General features: G+C 69.4%; 15 protein-coding genes. 9 read left to right on the top strand and 6 right to left on the bottom strand.

Annotated elements, in window-relative coordinates:
• Positions 1–119: 119 nt before the first annotated feature.
• The gene (locus ACODRX_RS19410) at positions 120–437 is read right to left on the bottom strand and encodes a hypothetical protein (protein ID WP_488873176.1); all 318 of its coding nucleotides are present in this window, start codon (positions 435–437) and stop codon (positions 120–122) included.
• Positions 438–509: 72 nt separating this feature from the next.
• On the bottom strand, positions 510–2,480 hold the full coding sequence (locus tag ACODRX_RS19405; RefSeq protein ID WP_488873175.1) for a sensor histidine kinase: 1,971 nt from the start codon (positions 2,478–2,480) through the stop codon (positions 510–512).
• A gap of 88 nt (positions 2,481–2,568) precedes the next feature.
• Between ACODRX_RS19405 and ACODRX_RS19400 the strand changes: the two genes are divergently transcribed.
• From ACODRX_RS19400 to ACODRX_RS19380, 5 genes are all read left to right on the top strand, one after another.
• A complete protein-coding gene (locus tag ACODRX_RS19400; RefSeq protein ID WP_488873174.1) occupies positions 2,569–3,267 on the top strand; it encodes a response regulator transcription factor in 699 nt (232 codons plus the stop codon).
• The gene (locus ACODRX_RS19395; RefSeq protein WP_488873173.1) at positions 3,264–4,181 is read left to right on the top strand and encodes a LysR substrate-binding domain-containing protein; all 918 of its coding nucleotides are present in this window, start codon (positions 3,264–3,266) and stop codon (positions 4,179–4,181) included. The genes ACODRX_RS19400 and ACODRX_RS19395 overlap by 4 nt, the downstream gene beginning before the upstream one ends.
• Positions 4,182–4,373: 192 nt before the next feature.
• On the top strand, positions 4,374–5,879 hold the full coding sequence (locus ACODRX_RS19390) for an FAD-linked oxidase C-terminal domain-containing protein (protein WP_488873172.1): 1,506 nt from the start codon (positions 4,374–4,376) through the stop codon (positions 5,877–5,879).
• Positions 5,880–5,883: 4 nt separating this feature from the next.
• Positions 5,884–6,249: a CidA/LrgA family protein gene (locus ACODRX_RS19385; protein WP_488873171.1), complete on the top strand. Its 366-nt coding sequence runs from the start codon at positions 5,884–5,886 to the stop codon at positions 6,247–6,249.
• Positions 6,242–6,967 (top strand): LrgB family protein, encoded by a 726-nt coding sequence (locus ACODRX_RS19380; RefSeq protein ID WP_488873170.1) that lies wholly within the window; start codon positions 6,242–6,244, stop codon positions 6,965–6,967. Before ACODRX_RS19385 ends, ACODRX_RS19380 begins: the two co-directional genes overlap by 8 nt.
• A gap of 7 nt (positions 6,968–6,974) precedes the next feature.
• On the opposite strand, the gene ACODRX_RS19375 is transcribed toward ACODRX_RS19380, so the two are convergent.
• From ACODRX_RS19375 to trxA, 3 genes are all read right to left on the bottom strand, one after another.
• On the bottom strand, positions 6,975–7,733 hold the full coding sequence (locus tag ACODRX_RS19375) for a hypothetical protein (protein ID WP_488873169.1): 759 nt from the start codon (positions 7,731–7,733) through the stop codon (positions 6,975–6,977).
• 209 nt (positions 7,734–7,942) lie between these two features.
• Entirely contained in the window at positions 7,943–8,836 is an 894-nt protein-coding gene (locus tag ACODRX_RS19370) for a DUF6882 domain-containing protein (RefSeq protein ID WP_488873168.1), read from the bottom strand.
• A 145-nt stretch (positions 8,837–8,981) separates the two neighbouring features.
• Positions 8,982–9,938 carry a thioredoxin gene (gene trxA, locus ACODRX_RS19365; protein WP_488873167.1) on the bottom strand — a complete coding sequence of 319 codons (957 nt, stop codon included), beginning with the start codon at positions 9,936–9,938 and terminating at the stop codon, positions 8,982–8,984.
• Positions 9,939–10,043: 105 nt separating this feature from the next.
• Between trxA and purE the strand changes: the two genes are divergently transcribed.
• The 4 genes from purE to ACODRX_RS19345 all read left to right on the top strand — a co-directional run bounded on the left by purE (position 10,044) and on the right by ACODRX_RS19345 (position 13,768).
• Complete coding sequence (gene purE, locus ACODRX_RS19360; RefSeq protein WP_488873166.1) at positions 10,044–10,541, top strand: 5-(carboxyamino)imidazole ribonucleotide mutase; 498 nt, start codon at positions 10,044–10,046, stop codon at positions 10,539–10,541.
• Entirely contained in the window at positions 10,538–11,707 is a 1,170-nt protein-coding gene (locus ACODRX_RS19355) for a 5-(carboxyamino)imidazole ribonucleotide synthase (RefSeq protein WP_488873165.1), read from the top strand. The genes purE and ACODRX_RS19355 overlap by 4 nt, the downstream gene beginning before the upstream one ends.
• Before the next feature lie 2 nt (positions 11,708–11,709).
• Positions 11,710–12,705: an L-threonylcarbamoyladenylate synthase gene (locus ACODRX_RS19350; RefSeq protein WP_488873164.1), complete on the top strand. Its 996-nt coding sequence runs from the start codon at positions 11,710–11,712 to the stop codon at positions 12,703–12,705.
• Positions 12,706–12,784: 79 nt separating this feature from the next.
• Complete coding sequence (locus ACODRX_RS19345) at positions 12,785–13,768, top strand: SGNH/GDSL hydrolase family protein (protein ID WP_488873163.1); 984 nt, start codon at positions 12,785–12,787, stop codon at positions 13,766–13,768.
• A 65-nt stretch (positions 13,769–13,833) separates the two neighbouring features.
• On the opposite strand, the gene ACODRX_RS19340 is transcribed toward ACODRX_RS19345, so the two are convergent.
• Positions 13,834–15,303 (bottom strand): alpha/beta hydrolase family protein, encoded by a 1,470-nt coding sequence (locus tag ACODRX_RS19340; RefSeq protein WP_488873162.1) that lies wholly within the window; start codon positions 15,301–15,303, stop codon positions 13,834–13,836.
• Between the last annotated feature and the right edge of the window lie 17 nt (positions 15,304–15,320).

The following is a 15,320-nucleotide window of genomic DNA, read 5'->3' as shown; positions in this document are numbered from 1 at the left end:
CCAGCAAATCGAAGATTTGCGGTTGAGACGAGGCGCCGGGCCGCGATCGGCAAGCCGCAGGCAGTACGGTAGTACGACAAGGCGAAGCAACGACGTATCAAGGGTTGTGTTAGCGGCTCTTAGTACAGCCGGCGGCCCAGCACGGCGACCAGCACTATCGCCAGGATGCCGCTGAGCAGGAAGCGGCCGTACTCGCCCCAGCTGGGCGCGGGCGCAGCATCGGGTGCGCTGGCGGCCACGGCTTGGGGCGCGGGCGCCGCCTTGCAGCCAACGCTGGGGCCGCCGCAGGCGGCATCCAGCTGCGCCACGGCCACAGCCCCGGCCGGCTGCCCGCAGGGCTGCACCGCCCCGGGGCCGCAAGAGGAGGCATCGCGCAGCTGCGCGCCGGCCCCCAGGCTGGCTGCGCCCCACAGGCACAGAACGAAGAAATGCCGCATGAATCGATTGCAAAAAACTGTCAACCGACTGTAGTCACAAACCGCACTTTCCAATCTGAGCAAATCTGAGCATTAGCCGATTGGCAACACCAGCCGCAGGCACACCGGCCGCTCGCCGCCCGCGGCCACCAGCACCACGCTGCCGCCCAGCTTCTCGGCGATGCGGCGCACCAGGTACAGGCCCAGCCCGGCGCCGGGCTGGTGCCGGGCGTTCTGGCCGCGGAAGTATTTCTCGAACAGACGCTCCTGGTCGGCCACCGCGATGCGCGGCGCCACGTTCGAGACCTCGATGCCCAGATAGGCGCCGTCGCGCATGGTGCGCAGCTGCACCGCCAGGCCCGCGGGCGCATGGCGGTCCGCATTGGCGAGCAGGTTGCGCAGCGCGATCTTGAGCAGCCCGCTGTCGGTCACCAGCCGGTCTGCGCCCTCGCCGAAAACGCAGGCCACGCGGCCGGGCGCAAGGCCCTCGCGCAGCTCCCCGACCAGCGCGCGCAGATCGCAGGGCTCCAGCTGCGGCTCGAGCTGGGACTCGTGCAGCCGGTCGTCGCTCAGGTAGCCGTCCACCAGCGCCAGCAGGCGCTGCGCGGCCTCGCGGATATGGCGGCTGCGCGCCAGCTGCCTTTCGGGCGGCGCGTCGAGATTGCGCGCCAGCTGCTGGGCCGAGGTGGTGATGATGGCCAGCGGCGTGCGGAACTCGTGCGACACCATGGCCACGAATTCGCGTTGCTCCTGGCGCACGCGCCGCTCCAGCTCCAGCGCCTGGCTCAGTTCGTTTTCGCGCCGCTGGCGCTGGGCCAGCTCGGCCTCCAGCAGCGCCTGCCGGCGCTCGCGCAGCCGGCGCTGGCGCTCATGGCCGCCGATGATCCAGGCGCTCAGCAGCAGCATGTGCAGCAAGGTGCCGAGGGCCGCGCTGTTCGCCACCAGCTGATCGGAAACCATCGCCAGCAGCGGCACGACGCCCAGGTTGCGCAGAAAGGCCAGCACCACGCACAGATCGAAGATGCCGAACGCCACGAGAAAGAACCCGGCGCGCGGCTCGCCCTGGCGCAGCAGCCACAGTGCCAGCATGAGAAAACCCGCCATCAGCGCCATGAACAGCAGCTGCAGCGGCACCATGCCCCAGGCATGGCGCAGCAGCACCGCCACCAGCGCACAGGCGCCGCACCACAGCCAGACGCCGCGCACCAGCAGCGCCGCCGCGCGCGGATGGCGCTGCGCCAGTGCCAGCTGCCCGCAGGCGAGCTGCACGCCCACGGCAACCGCGCAGGCCAGGCCCAGCGCGAGCAGGCGGTCGCTCCAGGCGGCGGGCATGCCCGTCAGCTGCTGCAGCAGCCCGAGCCACAGCACCGCATTCAGCACGCAGCAGCCGACATAGCCGACGAACAGCCCGCTCATCGCCGCCCGCGTGGCCCGCCAGAACACCAGGTGCACGCAGATCAGCAGCAGGTAGACGCCGAAGTACAGGCCGAAAACCAGCGCCGCGCGCCGCGTGTGGTTGTCAAAGGCCAGGCGCTGCCACAGATCGAGCCGCAGCGCGATCGCGTTCCTGGACTGCAGCCGCACCAGCAGCTCGTGCTCGCCAGCCACCGCGGGCTCGAACAGGAAGGCGGGGCTGCGGTAGTCCACCGGCCAGGCGCTGCGCGGCACATCCTCGCCGCTGCGGCCCAGCAGGCGCCAGCGGCCCGCCGGCGCACGGCCGTAGAGCTGCACATCGTCCAGCAAGGCATTGCTCAACACCAGCGTCCAGCCCTGCGCCCGCGACACCTCTTGCTGCACCTGCTGCGGCACCTGCAGGCGCAGGCGCAGCCAGACCGCGGCGGTGGTGAAGCCCGCATTCAGGTGGCCGGGCAGCGGCTGCCAGCCCGGCGCCTGGGCGGCCTGCTCGGCGCTCAGGGAAAGCGACGGATCGTCCAGGCGCTGCAGGTAGCCCAGTGCCTCGCGCATCGGGGCCGCGCCATCGAGGCGCAGCACCTGGGCCTGCGCCAGCAGCGGCCAGGCGCAGGCCAGCAGCGCCAGCAGGCGCATCAGCTGCGGTACTGGCAAGAATGGGGTTGCGCAATAATGGCGCATGGTGGATGGTTCGCGATCCATGGCAGAACCCAAGCGTACCCCGGAACTTCCCCCTCTCCCCATGCTGGATGTCATCCTGCTCGAAGACGAGCCTGTCCTGCGCGACGAACTCGGCGATTTCCTCAAGGCCGTGGGCTACGTGCCCTGCTGCTGCGCCAGCCTGGCCGAGTTCGAGCGCGATTTCGATCCCGCCCGCCACCGCCTGGCGGTCATCGACATCGGCCTGCCCGATGGCGACGGCCTGCAGCTCATCCAGCGCCTGCGCAGCCACGGCCAGCAGCTGGGCATCGTGGTGTTCAGCGCGCGCAGCACCGGCGCCGACCGGGTGCACGGCCTGGCCGCCGGCGCCGACCACTACCTGGGCAAGGGCTGCGACCTGGACGAGCTCGAAGCCACGCTGGCCGCGCTGGCCCGCCGCCTGGGCCTGCAGCAGCGCCAGGCCCTGTGGCGGCTGGAGCTCGCGCCGCGCCGCCTGCTCGCGCCCGGCGCGCCGCCGCTGCCGCTGTCGCAGCAGGACCTGGTGGTGCTGCAATGCCTGATGCGCGAGGCCGGCAGCCTGGTCAGCCGGCGCCGCATCGTCGAGGCGCTGGGCGCCGACTACCTGGACTACGACCAGCGCCGCCTCGACACCCAGATGCGCCGCCTGCGGCGCAGGGTGCAGGAGCTCAGCGGCCAGGAGCTGCCGGTCAAGACCCTGCGCAACACCGGCTACAGCTTCTACCTGCCGGCCAGCATTGCCGAGCACAGCGAGTGTCCATGAACCAGATACCCGGCAAAGCCTTCCCCGTGCCGCCCGGCAACAGCCTCGCGCGGCGCATTCCGCCGATCCAGTGCCTGCTGACCTTCGAGGCGCTGGCGCGGCTGCGCAGCGTGACGCAGACCGCCGACGAGCTGTGCGTCACGCCCAGCGCGGTCAGCCATCGCATCCGCCAGCTGGAGCAGGTGCTGGGCGTGCCGCTCTTCGGCCGCGCCGACTTCTCGCTCACCACCGAGGGCTATGCCTACCTGAGCCATGTGCGCGAGGGGCTGGATTCGCTGCAGCGCTTTCCCGGCTCGGCCACGTTGCCCGGCAAGCGGCGGCTGAAGATCGCGGTCACGCCCACCTTTGCCCGCGCCATCCTCATTCCGCGCCTGCGCCAGTTCACCGATGCCTATCCCGAGATCGACCTGTCGCTGCATGTCTCGATCCCGCTGCTGGACGTGATCGCCGAAGACGCCGACCTGATGATCCGCTACGGCACCGGCCGCTATGCCGACGTCGAGCACCTGGAGCTGGCGCGCGACGAGGTCACGCCCATGGCCTCGCCCGCCTTTGCGCGCGAGCACGGCCCCTTCGACGCGTACGAAGACCTCTCCGAGCTGCCGCTGCTGCGCAGCGCGCTCGACCCCTGGCGCACCTGGTTCGTGGCCTGCGGCCTGCGCTGGCCCGAGCCGCACGAGGGCTCGCAGTTCAACGACATCGGCCTCATGTGCGACGCCGCCGCCGCCGGCATGGGCATCGCGCTGATCCGCCTCAAGCTCGGCGCGCCCTGGCTCGACGAGGGCAAGCTCGTGCGCCTGTACGAGCGCAGCACGCCCAGCCCCCATGCCTACTTCCTGTGCTGGCACACCGGCGCGATGGATCGCTGGGAATGCACCGCCTTCGCCCAGTGGCTGCAGCAGGCGGTTCGCTAAAAAGATAGCTGTCAGCGATTGGTGGATAACGATTTACAATATTTTTATACCCAAGAACAAGGTATATCAAGCTCTGGCAGCTCTCTTTTTTGAAATGCATCGGCAGATTGCAGCGATTTCACGGCCCCGCGGCAAAAACTCTCACAAGCGCCGCGCACCTGGCATGGCGCCAATGGCGGTACAGTGGAGGCCATGTCCTCCATCGCCGAATCCCCCGCCCCGGCCCCCACCGTCGACCGCGCCGCGCGCCAGCGCGAAGTGGTGGCCGCATTGCGCCGCCACCTGCCCGAGCACGCCCTGTTGTGGCAGAACGAAGACACCACGCCCTACGAATGCGACGGCCTGACCGCCTACCGCCAGCGCCCGCTGGTGGTGGCGCTGCCCGAAACCTACGAGCAGGTGCAGGCGGTGCTGCGCAGCTGCCATGCGCTCAAGGCGCCGGTGGTGGCGCGCGGCGCCGGCACCGGGCTGTCGGGCAGCGCGCTGCCGCTGCCGCTGGGCGTCACGCTGTCGATGGCGCGCTTCAACCAGATCCTGCACATCGACCCGGCGGCCTGCACCGCCCTCGTGCAATGCGGCGTGCGCAATCTCGCGATCAGCGAGGCCGCGGCGCCCCACGGTCTGTACTACGCGCCCGACCCCAGCAGCCAGATCGCCTGCACCATCGGCGGCAACATCGCCGAGAACTCGGGCGGCGTGCACTGCCTGAAATACGGCCTCACGGTGCACAACGTGCTCAAGATCAAGGGCTTCACCATCGAGGGCGAGCCCATCGAGTTCGGCTGCGAGGCGCTGGATGCGCCCGGCTACGACCTGCTGGCCACGGTGATCGGCAGCGAGGGCATGCTGGCGGTGGCCACCGAGGTTACCGTCAGGCTCATTCCCAAGCCCATGCTGGCGCGCTGCATCATGGCCAGCTTCGACGACGTGCGCAAGGCCGGCGACGCGGTGGCCGCGGTGATCGCGGCCGGCATCATCCCGGCCGGCCTGGAGATGATGGACAAGCCCATGACCGCCGCGGTCGAGGACTTCGTCAAGGCCGGCTACGACCTCACGGCCGAGGCCATCCTGCTGTGCGAGAGCGACGGCACGCCCGAAGAGGTGGAGGAAGAGATCGCCCACATGAGCCAGGTGCTGCGCGCCGCCGGCGCCACCGCCATCAGCGTGAGCAGCAGCGAGGAAGAGCGCCTGCGCTTTTGGAGCGGGCGCAAGAACGCCTTTCCGGCCAGCGGCCGCATCAGCCCCGACTACATGTGCATGGACTCGACCATCCCGCGCAAGCGCCTGGCCGACATCCTGCTCGCCATCCAGAAGATGGAAAAGCAGTACGGCCTGCGCTGCGCCAACGTCTTCCACGCCGGCGACGGCAACCTGCACCCGCTGATCCTGTTCGATGCGAACGACCCCGACCAGCTCGCGCGCTGCGAGAAGTTCGGTGCCGACATCCTGGAGACCAGCGTCGCCATGGGCGGCACGGTCACTGGCGAGCACGGCGTGGGCGTGGAAAAGCTCAATAGCATGTGCGTGCAGTTCTCCGCCGAGGAGAACGCGCAGATGCTGGCGCTCAAGGCCGCGTTCGACCCGCTGGGCCTGCTCAACCCCGGCAAGGTCATACCCACGCTGAACCGCTGCGCCGAGTACGGCAAGATGCTGGTGCGCGCCGGGGCGATCAAGCACCCCGAACTAGAGCGGTTCTGAGCCCATGCAGCCCCTGCAAGGCATGGCCTGGCTGCTGTTGCTGCAGCTCGCGGGCGAGGCGCTGGCGCGGCTGCTGGGCCTGCCCTTTCCCGGCCCGGTGGTCGGCATGCTGCTGCTGGTGCCAGCGCTGCGCTGGCCGCTGGTGCGCGAGCCGGTGCAGACCGCGGCGCACTTCCTGCTGTCGCACCTGTCGCTGCTGTTCGTGCCGGTGGGCGTGGGCGTCATCACCCACCTCGCTCTGCTGCGCGACTACGGCCTCAAGCTGATGCTGGTGATCGCGCTGTCCACCTGGGCCGGCATGGCGGTCACCGCGCTGCTGACGCGGGCGCTGATGCGGGGCCTGCCCGCCAAGGACGGCGGCGATGCCTGATTTCGTCCAACTCTGGGTCTACCTCTCGTCGGCGCCGCTGTTCGGACTCACCGCCACGCTCGTGGTCTATGTGCTGGCGCAGGCGCTGTACACCCGCTCGGGCCAGGCGCCGTGGGCCAACCCGGTGCTGTGGTCGGTGCTGGCGCTGGGCTCGGCGCTGCTCGTCACGCAGGTGCCCTATCCGAGCTATTTCGCCGGCGCGCAGTTCATCCACTTCCTGCTCGGGCCCGCGGTGGTCGCGCTGGGCTTTCCGCTGTGGGAGCGGCGCACCGAGCTGCGGCGCGGCTGGGGCCGCTTCCTGCTGGCGGCGCTGGCGGGCGGCGCCACTGCCGCCATCGTGGCGGTGGCACTGGGCTGGGCCGTGGGCCTGCCGCCCGAGGTGCTGCGCTCGCTGGCACCCAAGTCGGTCACCGCGCCGGTGGCCATGGGCGTGGCCGAGAAACTCGGCGGCGTGCCCGCATTGGCGGCCGTATTCGCGGTGCTGACCGGGCTGATCGGCGCCCTGTCGGCGCGCTACCTGTTCCGCATCCTGGGCATGGGTACCAGCGATGTCGACTGGATGGCCCGCGGCTTCGCGCTGGGCACTGCCTCGCACGGCATAGGCGCCGCGCGGGCGCTGCAGGTGAATGCGGATGCCGGCGCCTACGCCGGCCTGGCGCTGAGCCTGCAGGTGCTGCTGGCCGCGCTGCTGATGCCGCTGGTGGCGCGCTGGTTCTGAACGCCTATCAGCGCCTGGCCCGGCGCACGGCCAGGCCGATCAGCCCGGCCGATGCCAGCAGCAAGGCCCAGGGGCTGTCCGCCGGCACCGAGGTGGCGCCGGTGCCGCCGCCGCCCGGCTCGCGCTTCGGCGCAATGCCCAGCATGAAGTCGACCGTGTTGCCGCGCGACAGGCCGGCCTCCTTGGTGCGGATTTCGCAGACATCGGCGGCATTCACCACCAGGCCGGAGGTGGTGCCGCCGAGGGCCACATCCGCCACGCTCGCCAGCTTCCAGAACGAATCCGAGGCGCCGGCCACCGGCGGTGTCTGCGCGGGATTGTTCGCGGTGGCGATCTGCAGGAAGCTCACCGAAGTCGCGTCCACCTGTGTGCCGTCGCAGCGGTAGAAGCGGTACTCCACCACGTTCTTGTTATCGAAGTCATGGCTGAACAAGGTGGTGCCCACGGGCATCGGCGCCTGGAACTTGATGGAAATCTCGCCGCCGCCCAGCTCCCATACGTTGCCGGGATCGGTGGGCAGGCCGATATCGGCCGGCAGGTCGGTGGAATACATGAGGTCGCTATTTTGCCCACCACCCCAAGTGCTGTAGGTGGCCGGTGCCGCGCCCAGGGTGTTGAGCGTGAACGCAACTGCGCCCAGGCTGGCGCTGATGGGCGTGCCGGCGACCGGCTGGGTCACGGCGGTGGCGAACTTGGCCATCTGCCAGTCCTTGAAATACTGCGAACCCGCCGCCACCGAGGCTTGCGCCTGGGCTGCGGCACACATTGCCGACGCGGCGCACAAGCCCCAAACCCAATTCCCTGCTCGCATTTTTCGCTCCTACCTGAACACGCCGCATACGGCGGCACAGGTATGCAAATCTACGATGAAGAAAATCAAATATCAACGAACCATCGATTGATTGACTTTATTTAATAATCAAATCAAGTCGAAGTAATCAAAAATCACGGTGAATAGCCGCCTGCGGCGGCGGCTCAGGCCGGCGCCAACCGGCCCTTGATGCTGGCGATACGGTCCTGCGAATCGAGCTGCACCACCAGCTGGTGGCCGGCGCGCGTGCCGACGATCTCGCTGCCCGAGTCCTGCACCACCATGCCCTTGGCTTGCAGGTAGTGCAGCAGCATCAGGCGATGGTCCATCGGGTACTGGCTGATGACCTGCGGCACCACGCTCAGCACGCGGGCCAGATCGAAGCCGGCCTTGGGCAGGCCATGGCCCGGGTCGATCAGCACCAGCATGGTGCCTTCGCCATAGTCGGCCAGGTAGTAGCCCACGCTTTCGTCGGCGCCGCAGGCGATGAGGCCGAGCTGGTGCAAGTCCTGCTGCGCCAGCGGGTACTGCGGCTCGGTCAGGAAGTCCAGCCGTTCCTGCTCGCCATGCGCGCGCATCTGGCGCGCGACCAGCATGCAGCCCTCGCCCACCTGCGCCTGCTCGTTGGCCCAGATCCAGCGCCAGGTGCCCGAGGCGGCGGAGTACGAGCCCAGCACCTGCATGGCGAATGTCAGCTCATGCCCGAACGAGATCGTGCCCGCCTCGGCATCGGCGCTCCAGTCGCGCTCGCCGATCAGTTCGGCGAAGTCGATCTGCCGGTCCCAGGCGATGCCGCAGTACAGCGCCAGCATCTGCTGCTGGCGCGCGCTGCCCCAGCCGGAGCCGGCCGGCGCGGCCGCCGCCACTGGCGCCGCGCTTTCCAGCGCGCCATCGAAAGGCAGCTCGTGCTGCGCGGGTTCCTGTTCCGGCTCCGCCGCGGGCAGCGCATCGGGCGCCACGCCCGGCTCGACGCGCTCGCCGAGCGTGGCGGCGGCATTGGCCGGCGAGGTAGGCTCCGATGGCTTGAACCAGCGAAGCAATGATTGCCACAAGCCCATTGTCTAGCTTCCTTGGTTGCAGGCCGACGGCCGCCGGCGCTGTCTTGACTGCGAATCAGTATAGAACGCGAGCAACTGCAACTCCGCGCGCATGCTTATTGCAGTTGCAACAGGCTGTTGGCAGCGGCCCGCCCGCAAGCCTTCCTCAATTCAGCGCCATGCTGAGCCGGCGGCGGTAGCCGTTGAGCAGCTGGGTGAGCTCGTCCTCCTGCTTGCCGGCCTTGCCGGTGAGCTCGATGCCGCCGGCGCTCTTGCCGGGCGCGGCGGCCTCGGCCTTGGGCTTGGGCGGGGTCATCAGTTCCAGAATGGCGACGTAGAGCTTGCGCGCGGCCTGCTGGTTCCAGTCCTTGTCGCGCATGATGATTTCCAGCAGCTCGTCCATGGACACGGTCCACTGGCCCTCGGCCATCAGTGCCTGGGCCTTGGCGAAGCGGGTGTCGAAGTCGCGGGGGTGAAGCGCGATCAGCGCGTCGAACTGCTCCAGCGGCCAGTCGCCACGCTCGTCTTGCAGCACGAAGCGCGTGGCCTGCAGCCACTGCTGCAGCGCCTCGAAGCGCAGCTCGTGCTGCACGCGCTTGAGCGGCTCGGCGATCAGCGCCTCGGCATCGTCCAACGCACCGGTCTGGATCAGCAGGCGGGCATAGTCGTAACGCGCATCGTCGTTGGCCGGGTCGGCCTCCAGCGCCTCGGCGAGCTTGCGCAGCGCGGCGGCGGTGTCGCCGGCATCCAGCAGCTGCTGGGCTTCGTCGGCCTGCTCCTCGGCCTGCAGCGCGCCCTCGCTGGGCACATGCTTGTCGAGGAAGGCGCGCAGCTGGCCTTCGGGCTGGGCGCCCATGAAGCCATCCACCGGCTTGCCGCCCACCATCATCACGCAGGTGGGAATGCTGCGGATGCCGAACATCGAGGCGAGCTGCTGCTCCTGGTCGGAATCGATCTTCACCAGCTTGAAGCGGCCGGCGTATTCGACTTCGAGCTTCTCCAGCACCGGGCCCAATGTCTTGCAGGGGCCGCACCACGGCGCCCAGAAGTCCACCAGTACCGGCACCTCCAGCGAGGCGTGGATCACTTCGGCTTCGAAATTCTGAATGGTGACATCGATCATGGCGCAAAAATCCTGGTAATAGCGGGCAGCTTGGCTGCAAAAGTAGAATTCACGGTTTTGGCGGATGCGGCATGGTTGCCCGGCTCCCGCCCCAGCAACGACACTATGACATCCATCCAGATTGGCGTGGTCATGGGCTCTTCCAGCGATTGGGAGACCATGCAGCACGCGGTAGCGATTCTCCAGCAATTCGGCATCTCCCACGAGGCGCGGGTCGTTTCGGCCCACCGCATGCCCGACGACATGTTCGCCTATGCCGAGGCCGCGGCGGGCCGAGGCCTGCAGGCCATCATCGCCGGCGCGGGCGGCGCCGCCCACCTGCCGGGAATGATCGCCGCGAAGACCACGGTGCCGGTGCTCGGCGTGCCGGTGGCCAGCCGCCACCTGCAGGGCGTGGATTCGCTGCACTCCATCGTGCAGATGCCCAAGGGCGTGCCGGTGGCCACCTTCGCCATCGGCGCGGCCGGCGCGGCCAACGCGGCGCTGTTCGCGGTGGCGCTGCTGGCCAACGCGGACCCCGCGCTGCGCGCCAGGCTCGAAGCCTTCCGCGCCGAGCAGACCGCCGCCGCGCGCGCGATGACGCTGCCGCCGGTGTCCGCATGAGCGCGCCCGCCACCATCCTGCCCGGCGCCACGCTCGGCGTGCTGGGCGGCGGCCAGCTCGGCCGCATGTTCGTGCAATCGGCCCAGGCCATGGGCTATTTCACCGCGGTGCTCGATGCCGATCCGACCAGCCCCGCCGGCCTGGTGAGCCACCACCACATCCGCACCGGCTACGAGGACCGCGAGGGCCTCCATGCCCTGCGCCGCCTGTGCGCCGCGGTGACCACCGAGTTCGAGAACGTGCCCGCCGCGTCGCTGAACCTGCTGGCCGCGCACATGCCGGTGTCGCCCGCGGGCAGCGCCGTCTCCATCGCGCAGGACCGCGCGGCCGAAAAAGCCCATTTCGTGCGCTGCGGCGTGCCCTGCGCGCCCTATGCGGTGATCGAGGCCGAGGCGCAGCTCGCGGCCGTGAGCCCTAGCCTCTTGCCCGGCATTCTGAAGACCGCGCGCATGGGCTACGACGGCAAGGGCCAGGTGCGGGTGAAGACCGCCGAGGAGCTGGCCACCGCCTGGCAGCAGCTGGGCGGCGTGGCCTGCGTACTCGAAAAAATGCTGCCGCTGGCGCACGAATGCTCGGTCATCGTCGCGCGCGGGCGCGACGGCAGCATCGTCAACCTGCCGGTGCAGCGCAACCTGCACCGCGACGGCATTCTGGCGGTCACCGAGGTCTACGAAGGCAATTTGCCCACGGCGCAGGTGGAGCAGGCGCTGGCCGCCGCGAAATCGGTGGCGGATGGCCTCGACTATGTCGGCGTGCTGTGCGTGGAATTCTTCGTGCTGCAGGACGGCATGCTCGTGGTCAACGAGATCGCGCCGCGCCCGCACAACAGCGGCCACTACAGCCAGAACGCCTGCGACGTCTCGCAATTCGAGCTGCAGGTGCGCTGCATGACCGGCCTGCCGCTGACGCAGCCGCGCCAGCACAGCCCCTCCATCATGCTCAACCTGCTGGGCGAGCTGTGGTTCGCACACGGCGGCGAGCAGCCCGCGGCACCGGCCTGGGACCAGGTGCTCGCGCTGCCCGGCTGCCACCTGCACCTGTACGGCAAGCGCGACGCCAAGCGTGGCCGCAAGATGGGCCACCTGAACGTGACCGGCGCCACCGTGGAGCAGGTGCGCGCCACCGCGCTGCGGGCCGCGGCAATCCTGGGCATCGCGGCGTTCTGACGATGGTCGTGGACGGATTCCAGCCCGCGTCGGTACAGGCCGCCGCCCAGGCGCTGCAGCAAGGCGCGCTGCTCGGCCTGCCGACCGAGACTGTCTACGGCCTCGCGGCCGACGCCGACAACGATACCGCGGTGGCGCAGATCTTTGCCGCCAAGGGCCGCCCGAGCAACCACCCGCTGATCGTACATGTGGCCGACAGCGCCGCCATCACCCGCTACGCCAGGGAGGTGCCGCTGTTCGCGCAGCAGCTGATAGACGCCTTCTGGCCCGGCCCGCTCACCGTCATCCTGCCGCGCCTGCCGCAGGCCGCGCTGGCATCGACCGGCGGCCAGGACAGCGTGGGCCTGCGCTGCCCCTCCCACCCGGTGGCGCACGCGGTGCTCGCTGCCTGCCAGCGGCTCAGCCCCCCGGTCTGGGGCGTGTCGGCCCCCAGCGCCAACAAGTTCGGCCGCGTCAGCCCCACCACGGCTGAGCATGTGGCGGCCGAGTTCGGCACCGAGCTGCTGGTACTCGACGGCGGCGCCTGCGCGGTGGGGATCGAAAGCACAATAGTCGACTGCACGCGCGGCGTGCCGGTGCTGCTGCGCCCCGGCGCCATCACCCGGGCCGACATCGAGCGCGCCTGCGGCCTGCGCCCGCTCTCGAAAGAAGAGCTGCCAGCGCACACCCCTCGCGCCTCGGGCACACTCCTGGCACACTATGCGCCGAACGCCAAGGTGCGCTTGATGGATGCGAAGCAGCTGCAATCGGCGCTGGACCAGCGGGGTCCGCAGGCCCGGCATATCGCGCTGTACCACCGCACGCCGCTGGCCGTCGCCTCGCCGCACATCGTGCAGCGCACCATGCCCGGCGACCCTCAGGCCGCGGCGCGCGAGCTGTTCGGCACGCTGCGCGACCTGGATGCGCTGGGCGTCCAGTTCATCTGGATCGAGCCGCCGCCCCACACGCCCGAATGGGAAGGGGTTTACGATCGGTTGCAACGCGCTGCAGCCGCTTGACACGGCAACCGCGCAGCCCCGGACACAGTCGCTACACTACCCACTACTTTTTTTGGAGATCACTATGGCAGCAAACTGGATGCGCCGAACCTTTGCAATGACGGCCTGCGCCTGTGCCACGCTGCTGGCGGCCTGCGGCGGCAGCTCGACGGTGGACTCGGTGACCCCCACCCGCATCGTCAGCTTCGGCGACACGGTGAGCGACCTCGGCCAGGGCCCCTCGGGCGCACGCTACACCGTCAACGACGGCAGCACCAACAACTGGATTGCCGAAGTCGCCTCCCGCTACGGCATCAGCGCGACCGCCGCCAATGCCGGCGGAGCCGGCTATGCCCGCGGCAATGCCCGCGTGACGCTGGCCGATGCCAGCGGCGTCACCAACGCACCGTCCGTCACCCAGCAGGTCGATGCCTACCTGGCCGGCGGCGGCAGCTTCAGCGCCACCGACTTCGTGTTCATCGGCGGCGGCCAGAGCGATATCATCGCCGGCATGAACGACTACCTGGCCGGCACCAAGACGCAGGCCGAGTTCAATGCCGACATGGTGACCGCCGCCCAGCAGCTGGGCGCCCAGGTCGACCGGCTGGTGAATGCCGGCGCGCCGCATGTGCTGGTGAGCAACTCGCCCAACGTCTCGCGCTCGCTGTGGGCCGCCCAGCTGAACACGGCCCATCCCAATGCCAGCCCCGCGCCCGATTCGGTGCTGCAAGGCGCAGTCTCGGCCTTCAACCAGGCCGCGCTGTCCGCCGTGGGCAAATACTCCGGCACCAAGGTGCTGTTCGTGGACCTGGAAGGCTTCTTCAACTCGATCTCCGGCACCCTGGGCGGCTCGGCCGGCTCCGGCTTCAGCAACAACACCGCGGCCATCTGCACCACCGCCGATCCCACCAACGGCCTGAACATCGGCGCCAACCAGATCAATTCGCTGCTGTGCAACGCCAACACGCTGCTGTCCGGCGCAACGCTGTCGACCTATGTGTTTGCCGACCCGCTGAACTACACCCCGGCCGCCCATGTGGTGGTGGGCGACCGCGTCTACAACCGCATGAAGGCCAACTGGTAAGCCCCCGGCCCCGCCCAGAAAAAACCGCCTCGATAGGCGGTTTTTCCTTTCCAGCCAGGCAGCGGCTACAGATGGGCCGCAAAGAACTTGCGCGCCGCCGACACGCAGAACGGCGGCACCAGGCTGCCGTGGTAGCCCGCGATCACCGCCGCCGCGCCGCCCGACTGCATGGCCTGCGCCTTGGCCGCCTGGAAGCCCAGCTTTTCCGGCGCATAGGCATCATTCGCGCCAGCCGCCGCGCTCTCCAGGTCCAGCCCGGTCACCAGGCCAGCGCTCAGGTCTTTCCAGTAGTCCAGCATCGCCGCGGTGTTGACGCTGTAGAACACCGTCGGGTCGCCCGAGCCGCCGCACAGCAGCACCGGGCTGCTCGGCTTCCAGTTGCGCAGGTCGTTGCGCGCCAGCGCCTGGCGCAGCGGGTTTTGCGGCGCGGCCGGGTTCTGGGCCGCATCGTTCAGGAAGGCCAGGCGCGCCGCATTCGTGATCAGGTAGTCGCTGCCGAAGCCCAGGCTGAACAGCGGCGCCAGCTCGGGTGGCGTGGTGGGCGGCGTCAGGCTCTGGTATTGCGGCGCGGGCGCCTCGCTGCTGAACAGCGCCGAAGCCGGCAGCTTGCCCTGCTGCACCAGCGAGGCCAGCGGCGTGGCCGACGGCAGCAGGCCCGGCACCGAATCGGCATAGCGGCCGGCATACAGCTGCGCAGGCGCCTGGTAGAGGTTGCCGTAGGCACGCTGGTAGCTGTCGATGACCAGCGGCGTGAACACGGTGGCGCCCGCATTCACCCGGCCCGAGAAAATGGTGTCGCCGAATGCGGCCATCGCATACGGGCCGGACAGCGGCGCCGCGGCCGCCACCTTCTCGCCGGCCTGTTGCAGCGCCCGCTGCGTGGCCATGGCCACATGGCCGCCCTGCGAATACCCCGACAGCACCAGCGCACCGCCCGCGGCCTCGCCCAGCAGGTCCATGGCGGTGCGCGCGGCCTTGAGCGCATCGCGCATGTCCTTGGCCGACTGATCGGCATTCAGGTAGGGGTGGTAGCCCAGGCTCGACTGGTCGTAGCCCGCATAGTTGGGCGCCACCACGCGGTAGCCCTGGGCCGCGAAAAAGGCCGCCAGGATCATGCCCTCGCCGGCGCCGGAATTGGCGCTGTTCATGGGGTTGGAAATATCGAAATTGCGATCCGCCGTGGTGCCGTGCGCGTACAACAGCGTGGGCCGCGCGCCCTTGCAGGCCGGGTCGTCGCCCTGCGGCAGCATCAGCGCGCCGGTGGCGTTCGTCGTCTCGTCCCTCGCGCCCACGGTGCGGTACTCGATCTTGTGGAAGCGGATGCCGCAGCGCGGCGCCTGGGCCAGCTGCAGCAGCGCGCGGCCCGAGTCCGTGGCCGACAGCGCCTGCGCCAGCTGCTGGGCGCTGACCACCGCCAGCGGCGTGGTCGGCCGATTCAGCAGATCCCCCTCGCCCAGGCGGCCATCGCCGCCGCCGCAGGCGGCAAGCAGGCTGGCCGCGGCCAGCGCCACGGCGGTATAGACGGTTTTGCGCATGCAGGTCTCCTTGTGTT

This window comes from Comamonas sp. FG99 (genome assembly GCF_057808605.1).
This window is presented reverse-complemented; position numbering and strand designations above follow the sequence as displayed.